Genomic DNA, 17,957 nt, shown 5'->3' on the forward strand with positions numbered 1-17,957 from the left:
TCCCGCAAACGCCCCCGTCCTGCGCCCTGCCGGCCGGCCCGCTCTTATCATATTGGCCCGTAGGGTTAGTGCAGCGCCTCGATGCCCCGCCGCCGGATTACGTTCAACAAGGCCAGAGCCGGCCCTTTGGCCTGCGCCTCGCCGCGCTCAAGCTGCGACACATAGCCGGGCGTCACATTGAGATAGCGGCCGAACGCGGCTTGGCTAAGGTGCGCCCGCTCGCGCACGGCCCGCACCTCCGCGCCGGTCATTGGCGTTTCAGTCGGCAAGATTTTCTCTCCAAGGTGCCGCGCCGTGTGATCTTTCTCATAGGTCGCTCGTCCATGATCCCAAGGCGGCGCTGTGCGTCCGCCATTTCCGCGATCTCGCGGACAAGGCGGCTAGGCTTCGTCGTCGTCATGCTCGATCTCCTTCAAATCTCCGTCCTCAATGGCTTGCCCGACCAGCTCGGCCGACGCTGCAAGCCAGTTCGCCCCGATCGTGCGCCAGGGCCGCCAATCGTCATCGTCAATGTTATCGCGGTCGCTCTTGGCGAACGCATACAGAAACACCGCGCGCCCGGCCGCCCGATAGGCGACGATCATCCGATACCCGCCGGAGCGCCCCTGACCAGGCCGCGCCACGCGCTGCTTGATGAGGCCGCCGCCAAGATCGGCGTCGATAGTGCCACGCTCGGCCCGCTCGATAGCCTCGCTCAAGCTGGCGTCGGCAATGCGTTGCCGGCGGGCGAACCGCATAACGCCTCTGGTCAAGAAAATCCGCACGGAACCTCCGCTATAGCACCATAAACTATAGTGCATATTGTTATAGTTTCAAGCGCCTACTAGCTCGGCGGTAGCCCCCGGCCGGCCCGCTCTCATCATCTAGGGCCGTAGGGACGGCCGGGGGCGGATGGTTACATGCTTACCTGTACGCATGTTTGCCCGTTATTCCCCATCCTCTCGAACGACCGGGAAATTGTATTTCGCGAAAAGCAGGTTCAGCGCCTCGGCCACAAGCCGCTCCTGCGTAACCCGCTTGCCTTTGTCATCGCGCGTTCGGAAGCTGAGTTCTTCCAGCGTCTCCCAATAGGCCGGCGGCAGGTGATGCGTTTTGGCGCTCTTGTTCGCCCTCGACGGCGGAACGTAAGTTCCGCCCGACTGCTGGCCGCGAGCCGGCCGCTTCGGCTCGGTCGGCGTGTCGAAAAGGGCGGGAGCTGCTGGCTCGGTCGCCGGCGACTCCGCCGTCTTGATCGCGGTGGCCAGAAGGGAAGGCTTGCGGCTCATGCTTTCATCCTTTCATGCTTACCTGTAATCATGCTTGCCTGCTCTGAAAGGAAGCTAAACAGGCCGGCGACTTCTTGGGCGGCACGTCCCTGCGGTTCCAGCTCTTGCGGCGTCTGCCCCAGGGCCGGCGCATCCTCGTAGGCTTTCAGGCGCGACAGATGGATGGGCGCGACCGGCACGTTGAAACGCTCTGTGATCGCGGCGGCGTCGTCGGCCGCCCTACCCCCGGCGTTCGGATGCACGAGATTTAGCACCACAAAGGCCGGCGGGTTGCCGGCCATGTCGAGCAGCCGCTTTAGAGGCTCCAAGGTGTCGATCGCAAATATCTGCGCTTGGGTCGGGATCAACACCATGTCGGCGTGCTTGGCCGCCTCGGTCGAGGCGCTGTCCATCTTGCCGGGCGTGTCGATGAACACCCAATCCATGCCAAGGCCGCGATAGGCGTCCAAGGAGCGCGGGATAGCGCCGGGCTGGATCGAGGCAACGTCAGGGCCGTCGCCTTCTCGCCGGTCAAACCAGTTGACGGCGTTCGTCTGAGGGTCGAGGTCGAGCAAGGCGGATTTCTTCCCGGCCTGATGCGCCGCGACTGCAAGCGCCGTCGCGATCGTAGTCTTGCCGGTCCCACCCTTTTGCGTGCAGAACGCTACTGTAATCATGGTTGCATCCTTTCATGTAAGGAATCCTACATGCTTTCTCTCAATCATGTAAGCATGTATAGATTTATGGTTGGTTAACCATCGTCGCCGTCCTCGGCCGCCATAGGCTCGTCGCACTCCCCACAGACCAAGCGCGCGCCGGGCTTCGCCCAGGCGTGAACTTCGCAGTTCGGGCATGTGTAGCGGGTCTTGCTGGCCGACTTCGCCTTGCGCTTCTTCCGGGCGTCGTCCCAAAGCTCGACATAGAGGGCCGAAAAGTCAGGTTGAGCGGCCAGCTCGGCAAAAGCACGGGCGTAGGGGCCGGCCTCGATGATGTAATGGCTGCATGACTGGCCTGTTTCCTTCCCCCCAGGTCGGCCGGTGTCGGAAGGGTGCAGGCCGATCGCGTGCATCTTCGCCGCCCATTCCTTGTTGTGGTAGCCGTTCCGCGAGGGCTTCCCGAAATGGTGCTGCCAAAGGTGCGCCATCTCATGGGCGAGGGTGGAAAGGCTCTGCTCGTCCGTCCGGCTCTTGAAGTGCGACGGGTTCAACGCGATTTCGTCGGTGATCTCCGCGCCGTCCTTCGATCCGAACCGGCCGCCAGCGAAATAGCCATAGGCTTTGTTCTTCCGCTGCAAGGTCACGAGGCAGGGCGGCAGCTCGCCGCCGAAAAGCCGGTCATTGAAGAAATCGAACGCCCGATTCAGCGCGGCATAGGTCTTCGCGGTCGGATTGGCGGCCTCTTTTGTATCGTACGAAATAACAATCGCACAATTCGCGCTTACATGCAAGCATGTTTACATGATTTCATATTAAGCGCAGCCCTTGCCCCTTGCTCCCTCTCGAAAGCCCATAAGAAGGCGACCGCAGGCGCAAGCGTTGCGGATTTTGCTCTGAGGGTGCCGCTTGCCGGCCCGCCTATACGTGGGCCGGCACCGCCGCAGGGCTGCGAAAGCAGCCCGAACAGCGGCGACCGCTTATGTTTTCATATAGAGAATAGAATTAGAGGGGGATTCAGTCTGTTTATCGGACTCACGTTTCATCAAGTTCCTTGCCATGCTCACAAGGGCCTGGCCTAGCGGGCTGTCGCCCACGTCGAGCTGCGTTCGCTCATCGAGGGGCAGGGCCTTCCTGTAGGCGTCGATTGCCTCACTCCAAGCCCTCTGTTCCTGTCCATGATCCGCAGGCGGGGGAGGGGCCTTGCCGAACCGGCCGAGGAACTGCCGGGCCTTCTCCGGCAGGGACAGGCGATAGGCGTTGCTCGCCTGCTGCACCTGGGGGCCGCGCCCCTCGTTGCCGGTCGGCTCGTAGCGCCGCAACCAGTCGATGAAACCATGCGCCCGCAGGTTCTTCAGCGCCCGCACTATGGTATCGCGCGAACGGCCTAGCCTGTCCATGATCGTGGTGATTGACGGCTCTAGCCGGCCGGTGCGGAAGTCGATGAGATTGACGAACAGCCGCAGCACGTCCAGCGCCACCGATCCGAGCGGGCCGCTGCGCTCGCCCTTCTCGTGCAAGCCGGCCTCGTTATAGATTTCGGCCGCCTTCAAGACCGCCTGCACGTCTTTGCGCGTCGTCGGCCGCCATATCTGGCCCTCGGATCGCCCCTTGAAATGGCTGCGCCGGCGAACTGGCGTCGGGCATCGCTCGGCCGGGGGAGGGAATACCAGCCCTAGCGCGGTCTGTCCCCATCCCCGCAAGGCGTCCCGGCGCTGATAGGCCAGCGCGGAGAGCTGGCCGGCCTCGTCGTCGGAAAACTCGCCGGCTCCGTGCCTGGTCCAGATTTCCCGCATGATGTCGTCAAGCGCGTGCCCGCGCGCGCAGCCGATCGCGGCCGCGATTTGCGTCCTCAACATATGCCCTTCGTCCTTCCATTTGGAGGACATGACGGCGTTGGACGACGGACACAGCTTCCCCGTTTCCGCAAGAATCAATCTTGCGAACTGGAGGGCTATAGCGTAGATAAGGGGAGAGTTAGCGGACCCCTTAGAGAGGCGCCCCCGATCTACGGTGTGTCTGACGGCCTATAAAACGCTCGATCGCGCCAACGATCGGGCGTTTTGCCGTTATGTCCCTAGCTGCTTCTCGAAATAGAACCTCAAAGCTTCCTCGATAATGGGCGCGCGGGATTGCACGCCCTTCTGCTGTTTGGTCTGGTCCAACTGTTCAACCAGATCGCCCGGCAGGTCCGCCCATACGCGCACCATGCCCGCAGCTTCACGCCGCGCCCGAAGGGCGGCGACACGTTCACGAGCTGGGATTGCGGTAGGGCTACGACTCATAGTGGTAAGTGGTAACGCTGAAATTACTGATTCTGCAAGCTCTTGAATCCAAGCCGCTGAAATCCGGGGTTTGTCGGACGTTGGCCAATCGCGGGCAAAACATGATTTCTTGTAAGCATGTAATTATGCTTCCTCATTTCGCCGGCACGGTATCGAGCGCTCGATAGAGGGTCGCGCGATGCACGCCTAACAGCCGGGCAACTTCGGCAACCGGCTTCTTGTCTTGGCCTATGAGCTGGCGGGCGTGCGCGATCTGCTCGGCCGTGAGGGAAGGGGAGGGGCCGAAACGCACACCCCGCGCCTTCGCCGCGATCCGGCCGGCGCTCGTGCGCTCCACAATCAAGCTGCGCTCGAAATCCGCGATGCCGGCGAACACGGTCAACACCATGCGCCCGGCCGGCGTCGTCGTGTCGGCCCACGGCTCTGCCAGCGATCGCAGGCCCGCGCCGGCCTCTTTGATCCGCTCCGCGATCGCCAGAAGGGCGTCACGACACGAAAGTGTTGGATCTGTCCGACTTTTGAGAACGTATGGTGATCACGCTGCGAGGATAGATGTTTCGCGCCGCAATGGCCTGAGATCAACGCCGTCTGTTGGGGTCCAGATGTAATCGCCGGTGAGACTGATGTGCTGCCAGCCGAGTGGGGTAATGTGTTTGATGATGTCAAGCGGCGTGGGAATGCCCTCGCGGTTGAGCTCGGCGAACGCCGGTTCGAGATAGAGTGTGTTCCAGTAGACGATGGCGTTGATTAGCAGGTTCAGTCCAGATGCTCGGTAGAACTGGCTCTCGAAAGTCCGGTCGCGCAATTCTCCGAGGCGATTGAAGAACAGTGCGCGGGCCAAGGTGTTCTGGGATTCGCTCTTGTTGAGGCCGGCCGTCGCGTTCCTGCGCATTTCGGGGTTCTGCCACCACTGGGGCAGAAAGATGGACCGATTGATGCGACCGAGATCGCGTAGCGCCAACGCCAGTCCGTTCTGGCGTGGGAATGCGGACAGCTTTGCCAACAGGGTCGAAGGCCGAACCTGCCCGGAACGGATCGTCGTGACCAGCCGCAGGATGTCGTTCCAGTTTGCCTTGATCCGCTCGACGTTGATGTGCTCGCCAACGAGCGGCGCCAGGTTTTCGGGAGGCGCGTCGCCCGGGAAGAGATAGAGCTTGCGATCCTTGAGACCGCGCAGCCGAGGCACAATCTGGAAACCAACGAGATGGCAAAGGGCGAAGCTCATATCGCTTACCCCGCCGGTATCGACATAGTGGGTTTCGATGGCGAGATCGCTGCCATGATAGAGCAGTCCATCGAGGACATAGATGGCTTCGCTCGCATTGGCATTCATGGCGATGATGTAGAAAGCGCCGTACTGGTCAGAGGTGAACCGGTAGAATTTGGCGCCGGGGTTGGGACCATAGCGGCCGTTGAGGTCGCCGATCGCCTCGGCGTGTCCGCCCGCCGGAAAATACTGGCCATCGGAGGATGACGTTGTTCCATCGCCCCACAAGCTTGCCAGAGGCAATTGCCTCTGGGCGTTGACGAGAATGGCGTGCGCGGCCGTGTAACCTTCCTCGCGAATATGCCAGTCGTGCGCCCAGGCGAGTTGGCGCATCGTAATGCCGGGGGAAACGTCCGCCATTCTCGTGAGACCGAGATTGATGCCGTCCGCCAGGATGGCGGTGAGGAGCGCAAGCTTGTTGTCGGCCGTCCGACCGCTGCGCAAATGGGTAAAGGCGTTCGAAAATTCCGTTCGGGCGTCAACCTCGAGCAAAAGGTCAGTGATGCGGATCGCAGGCAGACGGCTTTCCACCTTTAGCTTCAGCGACTTGGCGATATCCGGAAACATAGCCTTGTGCGGCGTGACGCTAAACCCCGCCCCGGTCAGTTCTACATCGTCGAGCTCGCCGGCTGCGGCCAGACGCGAGAGGTCAGCCAGTCCATCGTTCAGCAGCTGGCGCTGTTGGCGAAGATAAGTCTCGACATCGGTATCAACGGCGATTGGAAGCGCTCCTTCCTCACGCATCAGCTCGAATGTCGGCGTGGGAATGAGAAAGCTTTCGAAAGACTGGAAGCGTTTGGCTCCTTCCACCCAGATATCGCCCGCATCGAGCCGGCGCTTCAATTCGCTGAAAAGGCAAAGCTCATAAGCCCTGCGATCAATCTTTCCATCTTTGAGTATGAGAGGCATCCAGCCCTTCGGCGCAAAGGAGATCGGTGCCTTGTCGGGTATGGTCCTTTTGCCCGTACGATATAGACCCGCGACCACGGATAGCGCCCGCAAGAGGTTCGCCGCCACTGCGTGACCGCGGAACACGAGAGTGGAGAGAAACTGTGGCGCCAGTTTCCTGATCGTCGGATAGCGCTGGAGCATTTCGATTTTACCGTCGATAACATCCGGCGCGATCAGCGTATCAACCGCCTGGACACTGGTTGCAAAAGCTGGCCATTGGATGACCAGATCAAGCGCTTTGGCCATGTCCTCACCCTTCTCTCTGGCCTTGATGATCGCATGGCAGACTTTTGAAACGTCCTTCAACGGCGTCTGCACTTCCCGAACGGATCGGGTGACGCGAGCAGCCGCCTGGTTATTGGCTCGCCGCGTCAGGATGCCCATGAGTTTCTTGAACATGTCGATCGCGCAATCGGTGAGATGGCGGGAAAGGTGGAGCACTGTTGCAGCCAGGACAGCATGTCGGCGTTCGGTGTTAAGGTCGCGCAGATGCTGCGCGCTCATTCGCGTCCCCTCTGCAGCAAATTCGTCAAAGACCTTGGCCGGAATTCGATCCATCAACGTCGTCGGCAGGTTCAGAGACCGGAGAAAACGAATGCGCTCGGCAATTCTGTCGAGGTTGACGGCGGCTGGCGACAATGCCGGCGTTCTCGCCCAGGCAAGAATGGTCACGCTTGTCCCCTCACGCGGATCGAGAAGCTTGTCCAGATCGAGCTTTTGGCCTTCTGAGATCCCGCCGGCCAAGGCCCGATGAGCAATACGAATGCCGCGCCTGATTGCCACATGAATGATGGCTTCGAGCGCTGGCCGCGCTGGCAAAAGAATTCTCCTGCGTCGCAGTTCTTCCACGACCATATCCGCCAATACATCGGCCTGGCGCAGGGTTTGCGCGGCAGGTGTCAGCCAGCCTGTGAGTGCCCGCACGTCCGAAGGCACAAACGGACGCATCTGCATTCTGTAGAAAAGCAGGGCCAGATGCTCGCGCCGCGTCTGTGGGCGCTCGAAATAACGATCGATCTCATGGTGATCGACGCCGATCTGCCGCGCCAGAAATCGTAAGACGCCAGCCGGCAGGACCTCGCCATCCGCAAGCGGTCGGCCAGGGTATCGTAGCGTGGCCAGAACACAGGCGAGGCCCAGTCTGTTCGAGGCCTTGTTCTGTCGCATGATCAGGTCGAGATCCGATCGATCCAGCGTGTAATGTTTGGCGATCTCCCTTTCGTTATCCGGGATGATCGTCGCCTGTTGCCACCATGCCTCGCTCAGTAATGCTCTTCGCGCCATTCTCTGATCTTCCCGTTTCGCCGCGGAGAGTGCAGCGAAACGGAAAATGCGTGTCCGACAAACGAACGTTTCGCGGCATCCACAGTTCTTGTCCGCAAACCTTGTCATGAAACGGCAAATCGGACAATGTCCGAATTCAACGGAAAAACGGACAAACCACGTCTCATGACCTCTATCGGCTATGCAAGGGTCTCCACCGGCGAGCAGGACACCGCCCTGCAACTCGACGCTTTGCGCAAAGCAGGTTGTGAAAGGCTGTTCGAGGATAAGGCATCCGGCGTGAAGACTGACCGCCCCGGATTGGCTGAGGCGATCCGCTACGTTCGCGACGGCGACACGCTCACAGTCTGGAAGCTCGACCGCCTCGGCCGGTCGATGAAGCACCTCATCGAGATCATCACCGAACTGGAGGCCAAAGGCGTCGGCTTCCGATCCATCACCGAAAACATCGACACCACGACATCCGGCGGTCGCCTGGTCTTCCACCTGTTCGGCGCGCTGGCACAGTTCGAGCGCGATCTGATCCGGGAACGAACACGTGCCGGTCTGCAAGCCGCAGAGGAACGCGGCCGACGCGGTGGCCGACAAGTCGTCGTAACCCCGGACAAACTTGCCAAAGCCCGCCAGCATCTGGCGGCCGGTTTGAACGTCCGGGAAGCCGCGGCCCGCGTGAAAATAGGGAAAACCGCCCTCTACGAAGCTCTCAAGGCCGAAAAAGCAACGACAACCACGGTCAAACCAACCTGAGTTCCGGATACGTTCTTAAAAGTCGGACAGATTCGCCACTTTCGTGTCGTGACGCCAGAAGGTCGGCCGTCGATCGTGCGAGGCGGTCTAGACGGGTGATCGTCACCACATCGCCGGCGCGCAAGTGGTCGAGCATCCGCACCAGCTCGGGCCGGTCGCGCTTCGCCCCGGAAGCCTTTTCCTCGAAGATGCGGACGCAGCCGGCCGCGCCAAGGGCGGCCCGCTGCTGCTCCAAGTCCTGCCCGCGTGTCGAGACGCGGGCATAGCCGATGAACACCCGGCCGGCGTCGGAATCTGGTTGGCGGCTCACGGCTCCCCCTGTCGCAAATCATGTCGCAAGTGTTTTACCACTTGCGACAAAGACACGCGACACGAAAACTCCTGATTTTCCGGGGGCGGCCGATCTGTTGCAGGTTTTAGGATTTGCGCGACAAGGCTATGAGATGAACCGGCCGTATAGCGTCACTTGACACTATACATTTAGTCTGATAGCGACGGCACATGAGAATCCGAAACGTGGTCCATAAGGGGTTGCGCCGATTCATCGAAGATGATGACGCCACCGGCTTGCAGGCGGCCGTAGTGCCGAAAGTCCGTCGCATCGTCACCTACCTCCAAGATATGGAGCGGGAAGACGAGCTGCGCACGGTCCCGAGCTGGAAGGCCCATCAGCTCACCGGCGACCGAAAAGGCACCTGGAGCCTATTCGTCACCAAGAACTGGCGGATCACATTCCGGATCGACCAAACCGAAATCGAGATCATCGACCTCGACTATGAAGATTACCACTAGGAGGTGGCTATGAGTGCGATGCAGGGCATCCGTATGAAAAATCCCGCCCACCCCGGCGGCTTCGTCAAAAGTGAGATCATCGAGCCGCTTGGCCTTTCGGTCACGAGCGCCGCGCAAGTTCTCGGTGTTACGAGGGCGGCATTGTCGGCTGTCCTGAACGAGCGCGCGCATCTTTCGCCGGAAATGGCGCTCCGGGGGCTCCGTGGGCATTTCTGCAATAATACCCGCTAAGGGAAATCGAAGTTGTTTGGATTGAAGCGGTTAGCGCGGATCGGCCTGAAGCGTTCGAGGGGTCGGTCAATTTCGTTCCAGAGATAGTCTCCGGTGAGTGCGATATGAGCCCAGGGAAGCGGTGCTACCTGGGAGAGCAACTCGGCGGGAATATCGATGCCCTGGCTGCGGACATAATCGACGGCGCGGCTGAGATAGACGGTGTTCCACAGGATAATGGCGTTGACGACGAGGTTGAGGCCGGAGGCGCGGTAGGCCATGGTTTCCGCCACGCGATTGCGCAGCTCGCCAAGCTGGTGGAGGAAGACCGCACGGGCAAGAGCGTGACGGCTCTCACCCTTGTTGAGGATGGCATGCGATCGGCGTCGGAGCTTGATGTCGAGCAACCAGTCGCAGATGAAGATCGAGCGTTCAATCCGGCCCATTTCGCGCAGCGCCTGATTGAGCCGGTTTTGCCGGGGTGATGCGGCAAGCTTCTTGAGGATGACGGACGGCGACACCAGGCCCGCGCCGATCGAGGCCTTCAGCCGCAAGACCTCATCCCAGTGCTGTTCGATGACATCCATGTTGACGGTTCCTGCGATCAGCGCGCCGAGCGGCTCGTAAGTCGGGTCGGGATCGATGACGAAGAGCCTGCGATTGCCGAGATTGCGGATACGAGGAATGAGCCTATAGCCGAAGCCATGGAACATGGAGAATGTCGTTTCGGTTGCGCCGGCGGTATCGGTTGCATGCTCATGGATTTCGACGGAGCTTTCGTTGTGAAGGAGGCCATCGAGCACGTAGGGCGCTTCGCTCTCGGACGCCTGGATCATGCGGGAGAAGAAGGAGGCGAAACGGTTGGACAGGAAGCCATAGACCGAGGCACCCGGTCTTTTGCCGTATTTTGCATTGTATTCAAGGCTGGCTTCGCCGCGCCCGCCGGCCGGAAAGAACTGCCCGTCCGAGGAGGAGATATGACCGTCGCCCCAGACCTCGGCGAAGGGATGGGCTTGCTGCGCATCGACCAGCACGGCGGTCGCAGTAGCGTAGGTTTCTGATCGTAGATGCCGATCCACCATTAGCATCATCTGATGGATCGTGACGCCGCGTGAGCTTTCCGCCATGCGTTCAGCACCGGCATTGGTGGCGTCGGCAAGGATGGCGGCCATCAGTGCTGCCTCATCGTTCGCCGTCTCGCCGGTGCGATAGTGTGTGAAGCTGTCAAGGAACCTGGTCCAGTTGTGGACCTCAGCAAGCAGGCTGGTGATCCTGATCCGTGGGACGAGAATATAGAGGCGCCGGCTGAGCGCCACGACCCGGTCACGCTCCTCCTCGCGGATCGGGGAGACCGACAAACCCTTGTCGGAAATGGCCGCATCTGGAATGGCGTTGGCCGCCGCTGCCCTTGCCAGCTCTTTGAGTTTCGCGTCGAGTGTGGCGGTGCGTTCGGCTCGCCATTCGGCAAAGCTGTCAGGGATGGCAAGCCCGAGCCGCCCTTCGGCGCGCATCAGAGCGAAGATCGGTCGAGGCAGAAGGTAATCCTCGAAACTGCGCCATGCCCGGCTGCCATCAACCCATATGTCGCCGGCCCGCAGGCGCTCCCGCAGGTGAACGAGCACCGCCACTTCCCAGGCGCGTAGGTCGATGGTGCCGCCGTCCGAGCGCACACGCCGCCGCCACTTGCGGGTCATGAACGCGATCGGCACCTGCGCAGGTAGTTTCCTGCCGCTGTAGAGCGCACGTAGATGATCCACTGCCCTCAATACCGGATCATCGGGACGAAACGACCGGAAAGAGAACGCGCCGAACACAAGTCGGCCCAGCTTTCGAAGCGATTTGTGCCGCTCGATGAGCTCATCGAATTCGTCGCTGCGATCGGGGCGCACGACGGAACTGGCTGCCGCCATGCTGGCGGTCAATCCGTCCCAACCGAGTGACGTAGCAATTGCGGATGCGAAATCGGCATTGCTCTCCCGGGCGGCCAGAAGCGCCTCGCCAAGCTTGAGATGAGCGAGCGCAACCCCATCGAGAACCTCCGCATCCTTCAGGCGGCGTTCCTTTCGGCTGATCTCAGCCTTACGACGGGTGCTGCCGATCAATTTGCAGAACATGTCGATCGCAAGGTCGGTGATTGCCGCCTGCCTCTCGATGGCGAACGCCGTGAGCGTGGCATAACGGCGCTCGGATGTCAGGCGTCGTATCTCACGGGCATGCAGAATGCGGGCGTCCCGGGCGATGATCCCATAGCGGTTGGCATGGATCGTTTTACGCCGCTCATCGGAAATGGCCACCGAACGCAGAATCTCAAGACGGGCGATCAGACCTTTGAGGTTCTTCAGTTTGGCCCCCTCCGGCGCTTCCGCAATCCAGCCGAGATGGCTCCGATCGCCGGACCGATCGATGAGAAGCTGATCAAGCGCCTCGATTGACGGTTGCTCCAGGCCCCGGATCAAGCCGCGATACGCCTGTCGTCGCGCCGCCGCCCGGCCCGCCATCGCCAGACGTATCAGCAGTTCCGGCACGGGAACGAGCAGCTTCTTGTCCTTGAGGGCTTCGATCACGGCCTTGGTAATCGGCTCGCCTTGTTCGGTCGCAGCGGCCTCGCGTGCCGCCGCGGTGATCAGGGTGCGATAATCGCTCGTCCGGACGGGCTGGAGATCCAGTGCGACGACAATCTCCCGCGTATGTTCTCGACGGGTTTCCTCCCGCTGGGCATAGAGCGCGAACACCGCGGGGTCGATGCCCAGCTGATCGGCGACCACGGAGACGACCGCCTGAGGCGGAACTTCCCCAGCGCGGAGCGGCCGACCGAGATCACGCACCAGAGCGAGCTGGATGGCAAAGCCCAGACGATTATGCGATCGGCGATGCGCTCTGGCGAAAGCGACATCCTCAGCGGACAGCGCATAGCGTGCAAGCGCCTCTTCATAAACGTCGGGTGGGGCGAACAGAACGGTACGCGACTGCGCGTCGAGGAAAGCCATCGGTCACACCCGCTCTCAAACTGGGGGAGCAGGCTCATCTTCTTTGCCCGGTCCGGTCCATCCGCTTCGCCGCAATGTATCGATGAGCGTCGAGCGCGGCACCTTGAATGTCCGACACACCGACGCCTTGCTGGCCCCGGCTTCCAGGGCCGCCAGAATCTGCTCAACCTTTTCGGTGTCGATCGTCGGCGGCCTGCCGCCCTTGCGACCGCGCCGGCGTGCCGCCGCCAGACCAGCGTTGACCCGCTCCGTGATCAGCACTCTCTCGTATTCGGCAAGCGTGCCAAACAGGTTGAACAGGAATGCGCCGTGCGAATTCGTCGTGTCGATCGCTTCCGTCAAAGAGCGGAAGGCGACCCCGCGTATCTTCAGATCCTCAACGATCCGGATCAGGTGGGAGAGTGACCGGCCCAGACGGTCGAGCTTCCAAACGACCAGCACGTCACCTTCGCACAATTCTGCAAGGCAAGCCTTCAGTCCCGGCCGATCGTCGCGCGCGCCCGAAGCGCGATCCTGATGCAGGTGGCGCTGATCGACCCCGGCCGCGAGCAGGGCGTCGCGCTGCAAGTCAACCGACTGACGCTCATCACTGCTCGATACCCGCATGTAACCAATCAACATGTACGACAAACCTCAAATCAGGAATTGCCGCACAGTCTCACATTCCGACAGGGTTTGTCGCGTAAAAAATCGCCGGTCTGCCCCATCGATTTCAACCCGCGGAGCCGCTAGGCGGAAATCATCTGTTTTCCGTCACACGAAAATCTCTTAGCGGGTATTATTGCAGAGATTCCCACGGAGCCCCATGCCGCAGAACATCGAATTGCTGTTCCTGGCCGGACAACGGCCGATCGTCGCCGGCAAGCTGGCCTATTACGCCGATTCCGAGTTCCGGGGGCTGTATGACGCTCCCTGAACGCCTCGCCCATCTGCCCGACAGGAAGCGCCGCGAGCTGGAACGGGTCGCCGCGATCCTGTTCGATGAATTTGACGATGCCCTGAAAACCAAGCTCTCCATGAAGGGCAAGCGCGGCCGCATCCTCAAGCTGATCCTGTTCGCTCATTCACTCATTCACCGATTCACGCAATCGCTGAAAAGCACAACGGCAGATTCTCGTATTCACCTGGCCGCCCCTCGGGCGAAACGGTTGACGGTATACCGTTAGCCTATCCTGCCATCTCTAAGCGGTCCCGGTGCTGACGCACCGGGACTTTGTTACTGGCGGCCCTCCGGCTCACTACGGCACTAGATGGGAGTGCGTTCGCCTCCGGGCCGGCGCGGCTATCGCCGCGTCCGGGGGCGTTTGCGGGAGGGGGCGGAATCCTACGCCAAGCTCGCCCAGATAGCCGGCGCGAGATCTTACTTGTTGCTGCCTTCTACGGTCGCGCCAGAAAGGCGACGGCTCAGTTCTATCCGGCGATGGCTACGCATTTTGAAGGTGTCTGGCCCAACGCGCCGATACTCAATGAAGCCGAGAGAACGCCAAAATCGCTCTGCCGCTTCATTCGCTTCCAGCACGGCCAACCGAATCTCTGTGGAACCTCTCGCAGCGGCCCAGCTTTCGACCGTCGAGTAAATTGAGCGTCCGACGCCACGACCACGCTGTGCGGCATCTACGATCATGAAGCCGAGATACCATGTGCCATCACGCGGATAATCGCGGAGGATGGCCGCGATTGCATATAGGCCGCCAGGCCCCTTCCATCCCAGGACAGCTTGATTGTGGGCGCTCTTTTCGGGCGGCACATCGGAGAAAAGCTCGCGAGCATCGTCCAGCGTGGGCGCGGCCCCGTCCTGCAACAGGAAATAGTCGCTGCAACGGTTGTACAGGTCTGCAACGTCTGCGGCGTCCGCTTGGGTAAGTTTGATCGGGGCTCCCGTCATCATCATCGCGTTTTGGCAGCAAGCACGCGCTGACCGTAATCCCGGAGTTCCCCGTTGGGACCGACATAGCGGTAGAGAGTGACGCGCTCGATCCCGAGTTCCTTGCAGAGGTCGGAAACGGACGTGTCGCGTTGGGCCATAGCAGCCTGAGCGAGCCGCACCTGGGCCTTGGAGAGGGCGAACTTGCGGCCACCCTTGCGTCCCCGCGCGCGGGCAGCGGCCAGGCCAGCCATGGTGCGCTCGCGGATCATATCCCGCTCAAACTCCGCCAGTGTGGCAAAAATGCCGAACACCATCCGGCCCGATGGCGTCGTGGTGTCGATCTGCGCGCCCTTGCCGGTGAGCACCCGCAGACCGATACCGCGATCCGACAGATTCTGCACCGTGCTGACCAGGTGGGTGAGCGTTCGGCCGAGCCGGTCGAGCTTCCAAACGATGAGGACATCGCCGTCGCGCAACGATTTCAGGCAGGCGGCAAGACCGGGGCGATCATCACGGCTACCGGATGCACGATCATCATAGATATTGCCTGGCTCGACACCGGCAGCGCGAAGGGCATCGTGCTGCAGGTCGAGCGACTGCGAGCCGTCGGCTTTGGACACGCGGGCGTAGCCGATCAGCATGGATCACAAACGAAGGTTTGAGGCGGTGACGAACATGAGCACATAAGATTGGGCTATTGTGTATCTTAACCAGCATCTCAATCAAGCTATCTCAAACCGTAGCTCGGAAAGAATAAGGAGCATGTATGCCGCGTCGCGTGACCCTGACCGATCGACAGCGCGAGGCGCTGCTTCACTTGCCGGTCGATCAAGGTGAGCTGCTGCGGCACTATACCCTCAGCGATGAGGATCTCGGGCATATCCGCCAGCGCCGGCGCGCCCACAATCGTTTTGGCTTCGCGCTGCAACTGTGCGTCCTGCGCTACCCGGGCCGGGTGCTCGCTCCTGGCGAGTTGATCCCGGCGCAGGTATCGGATTTCATCGCGGCCCAGCTCGGCCTGACCAGCGACGATCTACTCCTCTATGCCGCGCGCGAGGAGACCCGGCACGAGCATCTGGCGGACCTTCGCCGAATCTACGGCTATCGCTCCTTTTCGGGGCGGGGCGCACGGGATTTGCGCGAATGGATCGCTCGGGAAGCCGAGGCGGCGACATCGAATGAGGATCTTGCCCGTCGCTTCGTTGCGGAGTGTCGCCGCACCCGCACGATCCTTCCCGGCTCCTCGACGATCGAGCGCCTTTGCGCCGATGCGCTGGTTGAGGCCGAGCGCCGGATCGAGGATCTTATCGCCCATCGCATCACGCCAACCCTGAGCGAGAATTTGGCTCACCTGTTGGAGGATACGGTGGATGGTCGCGTCACGCGCTTCGTATGGCTGCGACAGTTCGAGGTTGGCGCAAATTCAGCAGCCGCTAACCGGCTGATGGATCGACTGGAATATCTTCAAAGGTTCGATCTTCCGGCGGATTTGCTGGACGGCGTGCCGGCGCATCGTGTGACCCGGCTTCGCCGGCAGGGCGAGCGCTATTACGCCGACGGCATGCGTGATCTGCCCGAAGACAGGCGGCTTGCGATCCTCGCTGTCTGCACCCTGGAATGGCGGTCATCGCTGGCCGATGTCATCGTGGAGACCCACGATCGCATCGTAGGCCGTCTCTATCGGGCCTCCGAACGCCTTTGCAACACCAGGATCGCCGACGAAAAGGCGGCCGTTCGGGACACGCTGAAGTCCTTTGCCGAAATCGGTGGTGCTTTGCTTGGAGCGCAGGACGATGGCACGGCCCTGGACGGGATAATCGCCACCGGGCCTGGCTGGGAACGGTTCAGAACCCTTGTCGCCACGGCCTCCGCGCTGACCAACGTGCTCGCGGCCGACCCGCTCAGCCGTGTGCTGGACGGCTATCACCGTTTCCGCCTCTACGCGCCCAGGATGCTGCGCCTGCTCGACATGCAGGCGGCGCCGATCGCCACGCCTCTTCTGGCGGCCGTTGCGATGCTGCGTAACGGGATCAAGGTCGATCCGCCGGTGGATTTTCTACGTCCCAACTCGAAATGGCATCGTCATCTTCGCGCTGAGCCCAGCGGCGACCACCGGCTTTGGGAAATCGCGGTGCTGTTCCACATCCGCGACGCCTTCCGGTCCGGTGACATATGGTTGGCGGGATCGCGCCGCTATGGCGACCTCAAGCAGCTTCTGGTCCCGCCACAGGCGATAGAGCAGACCGCGCGGCTCGCCGTGCCGCTGCGGCCCGGCGAATGGCTGGCCGAGCGCAGGGCTCGACTGGATACACGGCTGAAGGAGTTTGGCCGCGCGGCGCGAACCGGCACGATCCCAGGCGGCATCATCGAGAACGGCAAGCTGCACATCGACAAGCTGAGGGCCGACACGCCCGAAGGGGCCGAGGATCTCGTGCTCGATCTCTATCAACAGCTCCCGCCCGCGAGGATCACCGATCTGTTGCTGGAAGTCGATGAGCGAACCGGATTTTCCGAGGCGTTCACGCATCTGCGCACCGGCGCGCCCTGCAGCGACCGGATCGGCCTGATGAACGTGTTGCTGGCGGAAGGCGTCAATCTCGGTTTGCGCAAGATGGCGGCGGCGACCAACACGCACAGCTTCTGGGAATTGCTGCGGATCGCGCGCTGGCATGTCGAAGGCAGCGCCTATGATCGGGCGCTCGCCATGATCGTGGAGGCCCACGCCGCCCTGCCCATGGCCGCCTTCTGGGGACAAGGGCAATCGGCATCCAGCGACGGGCAGTTCTTCCTTGCTACCGAGCAGGGCGAGGCGATGAATCTGATCAACGCGAAATATGGCAACGTCCCGGGCCTCAAGGGATACAGCCATGTGTCCGATCAATATGCGCCGTTCGCAACCCAGGTGATCCCGGCAACGGTCAGCGAGGCTCCCTATATCCTGGACGGGCTGCTCATGAATGACGCGGGCCGCCGCGTTCGCCAGCATTTTGCCGACACGGGCGGCTTCACCGATCATGTGTTCGCCGCCTGCGCCTTGCTCGGCTACAGGTTCGCCCCCCGTATCCGCGATCTCCCTCAGAAAAGACTCTATGCCTTCACGCCCAACGCGACGCCGGCCAATGTGCGAGCGCTGGTCGGAGGTAAGATCAATGAACCGCTCATCGAGCGCAACTGGCCCGACATCCTGCGCATCATGGCGACGATCGCAGCGGGGATCGTCGCCCCCAGCCAGATTCTTCGCAAGCTCGCCTCTTACCCGCGCCAGAATGAGCTGGCCCTCGCATTGCGAGAGGTGGGCCGCATCGAGCGAACCCTGTTCATGATCGACTGGATTCTTGATGCCGGCCTCCAGCGCCAGGCTCAGATCGGCCTCAACAAGGGTGAGGCCCACCACGCCCTAAAGCGCGCCATCAGCTTCCACCGCCGAGGTGAAATCCGGGATCGATCCGGCGAAGGCCAGCACTATCGCATCGCCGGAATGAACCTGCTCGCCGCCATCATCATATTCTGGAACACCATGAAGCTCGGCGAGGTCGTCAATACCCGGGCCGCCAGCGGTACCCATATCGCGCCTGATCTACTCGCCCACGTCTCGCCGTTGGGATGGGAACACATCAATCTAACCGGGGAATATCGCTGGCCCAAATCCTTAGCGTAGGATTCCGCCCCC

Annotated in this window: 18 protein-coding genes and 2 pseudogenes; 6 read left to right on the plus strand and 14 right to left on the minus strand. The window is 61.5% G+C overall.

Annotated features, from left to right (window positions below; all coding sequences use genetic code 11):
• Positions 1-65 precede the first annotated feature (65 nt).
• The 9 genes from MKS82_RS17965 to MKS82_RS18005 all read right to left on the minus strand — a co-directional run bounded on the left by MKS82_RS17965 (position 66) and on the right by MKS82_RS18005 (position 7,684).
• Positions 66-269 (minus strand): helix-turn-helix domain-containing protein, encoded by a 204-nt coding sequence (locus MKS82_RS17965; RefSeq protein WP_240579141.1) that lies wholly within the window; start codon positions 267-269, stop codon positions 66-68.
• Positions 270-380: 111 nt separating this feature from the next.
• The gene (locus MKS82_RS17970; protein ID WP_276313405.1) at positions 381-800 is read right to left on the minus strand and encodes a type II toxin-antitoxin system RelE/ParE family toxin; all 420 of its coding nucleotides are present in this window, start codon (positions 798-800) and stop codon (positions 381-383) included.
• Positions 801-926: 126 nt separating this feature from the next.
• Entirely contained in the window at positions 927-1,265 is a 339-nt protein-coding gene (locus tag MKS82_RS17975) for a chromosome partitioning protein ParB (RefSeq protein WP_192798868.1), read from the minus strand.
• A complete protein-coding gene (locus MKS82_RS17980) occupies positions 1,262-1,921 on the minus strand; it encodes a nucleotide-binding protein (protein ID WP_097143375.1) in 660 nt (219 codons plus the stop codon). The genes MKS82_RS17975 and MKS82_RS17980 overlap by 4 nt, the downstream gene beginning before the upstream one ends.
• A gap of 74 nt (positions 1,922-1,995) precedes the next feature.
• Positions 1,996-2,691: a SprT-like domain-containing protein gene (locus MKS82_RS17985; protein WP_240579143.1), complete on the minus strand. Its 696-nt coding sequence runs from the start codon at positions 2,689-2,691 to the stop codon at positions 1,996-1,998.
• Between the two features lie 186 nt (positions 2,692-2,877).
• Positions 2,878-3,756 carry a helix-turn-helix domain-containing protein gene (locus MKS82_RS17990; protein WP_240579144.1) on the minus strand — a complete coding sequence of 293 codons (879 nt, stop codon included), beginning with the start codon at positions 3,754-3,756 and terminating at the stop codon, positions 2,878-2,880.
• A 210-nt stretch (positions 3,757-3,966) separates the two neighbouring features.
• Positions 3,967-4,182 carry a ribbon-helix-helix domain-containing protein gene (locus MKS82_RS17995; RefSeq protein WP_240579145.1) on the minus strand — a complete coding sequence of 72 codons (216 nt, stop codon included), beginning with the start codon at positions 4,180-4,182 and terminating at the stop codon, positions 3,967-3,969.
• A gap of 133 nt (positions 4,183-4,315) precedes the next feature.
• Positions 4,316-4,660 carry a recombinase family protein gene (locus tag MKS82_RS18000; protein WP_445558088.1) on the minus strand — a complete coding sequence of 115 codons (345 nt, stop codon included), beginning with the start codon at positions 4,658-4,660 and terminating at the stop codon, positions 4,316-4,318.
• A 57-nt stretch (positions 4,661-4,717) separates the two neighbouring features.
• Positions 4,718-7,684, minus strand: a complete 2,967-nt coding sequence (locus MKS82_RS18005; protein WP_109614870.1) for a Tn3 family transposase — start codon at positions 7,682-7,684, stop codon at positions 4,718-4,720.
• A 165-nt stretch (positions 7,685-7,849) separates the two neighbouring features.
• Between MKS82_RS18005 and MKS82_RS18010 the strand changes: the two genes are divergently transcribed.
• Entirely contained in the window at positions 7,850-8,431 is a 582-nt protein-coding gene (locus MKS82_RS18010) for a recombinase family protein (protein WP_109614887.1), read from the plus strand.
• On the opposite strand, the gene MKS82_RS18015 is transcribed toward MKS82_RS18010, so the two are convergent.
• Positions 8,418-8,741, minus strand: a complete 324-nt coding sequence (locus tag MKS82_RS18015; RefSeq protein WP_445558087.1) for a recombinase family protein — start codon at positions 8,739-8,741, stop codon at positions 8,418-8,420. The genes MKS82_RS18010 and MKS82_RS18015 overlap by 14 nt on opposite strands.
• 191 nt (positions 8,742-8,932) lie before the next feature.
• Between MKS82_RS18015 and MKS82_RS18020 the strand changes: the two genes are divergently transcribed.
• Together MKS82_RS18020 and MKS82_RS18025 are read left to right on the plus strand one after the other, a co-directional pair.
• Positions 8,933-9,223 carry a type II toxin-antitoxin system RelE/ParE family toxin gene (locus MKS82_RS18020; protein ID WP_125335964.1) on the plus strand — a complete coding sequence of 97 codons (291 nt, stop codon included), beginning with the start codon at positions 8,933-8,935 and terminating at the stop codon, positions 9,221-9,223.
• A gap of 9 nt (positions 9,224-9,232) precedes the next feature.
• Positions 9,233-9,418 (plus strand): annotated as a pseudogene (locus MKS82_RS18025) (HigA family addiction module antitoxin); the annotation flags it as partial.
• Between the two features lie 32 nt (positions 9,419-9,450).
• On the opposite strand, the gene MKS82_RS18030 reads toward MKS82_RS18025, so the two are convergent.
• Entirely contained in the window at positions 9,451-12,420 is a 2,970-nt protein-coding gene (locus MKS82_RS18030) for a Tn3 family transposase (protein WP_112828977.1), read from the minus strand.
• A gap of 15 nt (positions 12,421-12,435) precedes the next feature.
• Positions 12,436-13,041 (minus strand): recombinase family protein, encoded by a 606-nt coding sequence (locus MKS82_RS18035; protein WP_112828978.1) that lies wholly within the window; start codon positions 13,039-13,041, stop codon positions 12,436-12,438.
• A 184-nt stretch (positions 13,042-13,225) separates the two neighbouring features.
• Here MKS82_RS18035 and MKS82_RS18040 point away from each other — a divergent pair.
• Together MKS82_RS18040 and MKS82_RS18045 are read left to right on the plus strand one after the other, a co-directional pair.
• A pseudogene (locus MKS82_RS18040) lies at positions 13,226-13,336 on the plus strand (type IV secretory system conjugative DNA transfer family protein); the annotation flags it as partial.
• Entirely contained in the window at positions 13,323-13,586 is a 264-nt protein-coding gene (locus MKS82_RS18045) for a hypothetical protein (protein WP_235917036.1), read from the plus strand. The pseudogene MKS82_RS18040 and the gene MKS82_RS18045, both read left to right, overlap by 14 nt.
• A 194-nt stretch (positions 13,587-13,780) precedes the next feature.
• Here MKS82_RS18045 and MKS82_RS18050 read toward each other — a convergent pair whose 3' ends face one another.
• Both MKS82_RS18050 and MKS82_RS18055 read right to left on the minus strand, forming a co-directional pair.
• Positions 13,781-14,311 carry a GNAT family N-acetyltransferase gene (locus tag MKS82_RS18050; protein ID WP_228228193.1) on the minus strand — a complete coding sequence of 177 codons (531 nt, stop codon included), beginning with the start codon at positions 14,309-14,311 and terminating at the stop codon, positions 13,781-13,783.
• Positions 14,308-14,928, minus strand: a complete 621-nt coding sequence (locus MKS82_RS18055; protein ID WP_008832583.1) for a recombinase family protein — start codon at positions 14,926-14,928, stop codon at positions 14,308-14,310. The genes MKS82_RS18050 and MKS82_RS18055 overlap by 4 nt, the downstream gene beginning before the upstream one ends.
• A 125-nt stretch (positions 14,929-15,053) precedes the next feature.
• Between MKS82_RS18055 and MKS82_RS18060 the strand changes: the two genes are divergently transcribed.
• Positions 15,054-17,945 carry a Tn3 family transposase gene (locus tag MKS82_RS18060; protein ID WP_016746447.1) on the plus strand — a complete coding sequence of 964 codons (2,892 nt, stop codon included), beginning with the start codon at positions 15,054-15,056 and terminating at the stop codon, positions 17,943-17,945.
• Positions 17,946-17,957: the final 12 nt, after the last annotated feature.

The organism is Ochrobactrum sp. A-1, from assembly GCF_022488005.1.
In the GTDB taxonomy this organism is placed as follows: Bacteria; Pseudomonadota; Alphaproteobacteria; order Rhizobiales; family Rhizobiaceae; genus Brucella.

Coding starts and splice junctions, on each gene's coding strand:
- MKS82_RS17970 (WP_276313405.1), bottom strand. CDS start 800: ATGCACTATAGTTTATGGTGCTATAGCGGAGGTTCCGTGCGGATTTTC.
- MKS82_RS17975 (WP_192798868.1), bottom strand. CDS start 1,265: ATGAGCCGCAAGCCTTCCCTTCTGGCCACCGCGATCAAGACGGCGGAG.
- MKS82_RS17980 (WP_097143375.1), bottom strand. CDS start 1,921: ATGATTACAGTAGCGTTCTGCACGCAAAAGGGTGGGACCGGCAAGACT.
- MKS82_RS17990 (WP_240579144.1), bottom strand. CDS start 3,756: ATGTTGAGGACGCAAATCGCGGCCGCGATCGGCTGCGCGCGCGGGCAC.
- MKS82_RS17995 (WP_240579145.1), bottom strand. CDS start 4,182: ATGAGTCGTAGCCCTACCGCAATCCCAGCTCGTGAACGTGTCGCCGCC.
- MKS82_RS18005 (WP_109614870.1), bottom strand. CDS start 7,684: ATGGCGCGAAGAGCATTACTGAGCGAGGCATGGTGGCAACAGGCGACG.
- MKS82_RS18010 (WP_109614887.1), top strand. CDS start 7,850: ATGACCTCTATCGGCTATGCAAGGGTCTCCACCGGCGAGCAGGACACC.
- MKS82_RS18020 (WP_125335964.1), top strand. CDS start 8,933: ATGAGAATCCGAAACGTGGTCCATAAGGGGTTGCGCCGATTCATCGAA.
- MKS82_RS18030 (WP_112828977.1), bottom strand. CDS start 12,420: ATGGCTTTCCTCGACGCGCAGTCGCGTACCGTTCTGTTCGCCCCACCC.
- MKS82_RS18035 (WP_112828978.1), bottom strand. CDS start 13,041: ATGTTGATTGGTTACATGCGGGTATCGAGCAGTGATGAGCGTCAGTCG.
- MKS82_RS18045 (WP_235917036.1), top strand. CDS start 13,323: ATGACGCTCCCTGAACGCCTCGCCCATCTGCCCGACAGGAAGCGCCGC.
- MKS82_RS18050 (WP_228228193.1), bottom strand. CDS start 14,311: ATGATGATGACGGGAGCCCCGATCAAACTTACCCAAGCGGACGCCGCA.
- MKS82_RS18055 (WP_008832583.1), bottom strand. CDS start 14,928: ATGCTGATCGGCTACGCCCGCGTGTCCAAAGCCGACGGCTCGCAGTCG.
- MKS82_RS18060 (WP_016746447.1), top strand. CDS start 15,054: ATGCCGCGTCGCGTGACCCTGACCGATCGACAGCGCGAGGCGCTGCTT.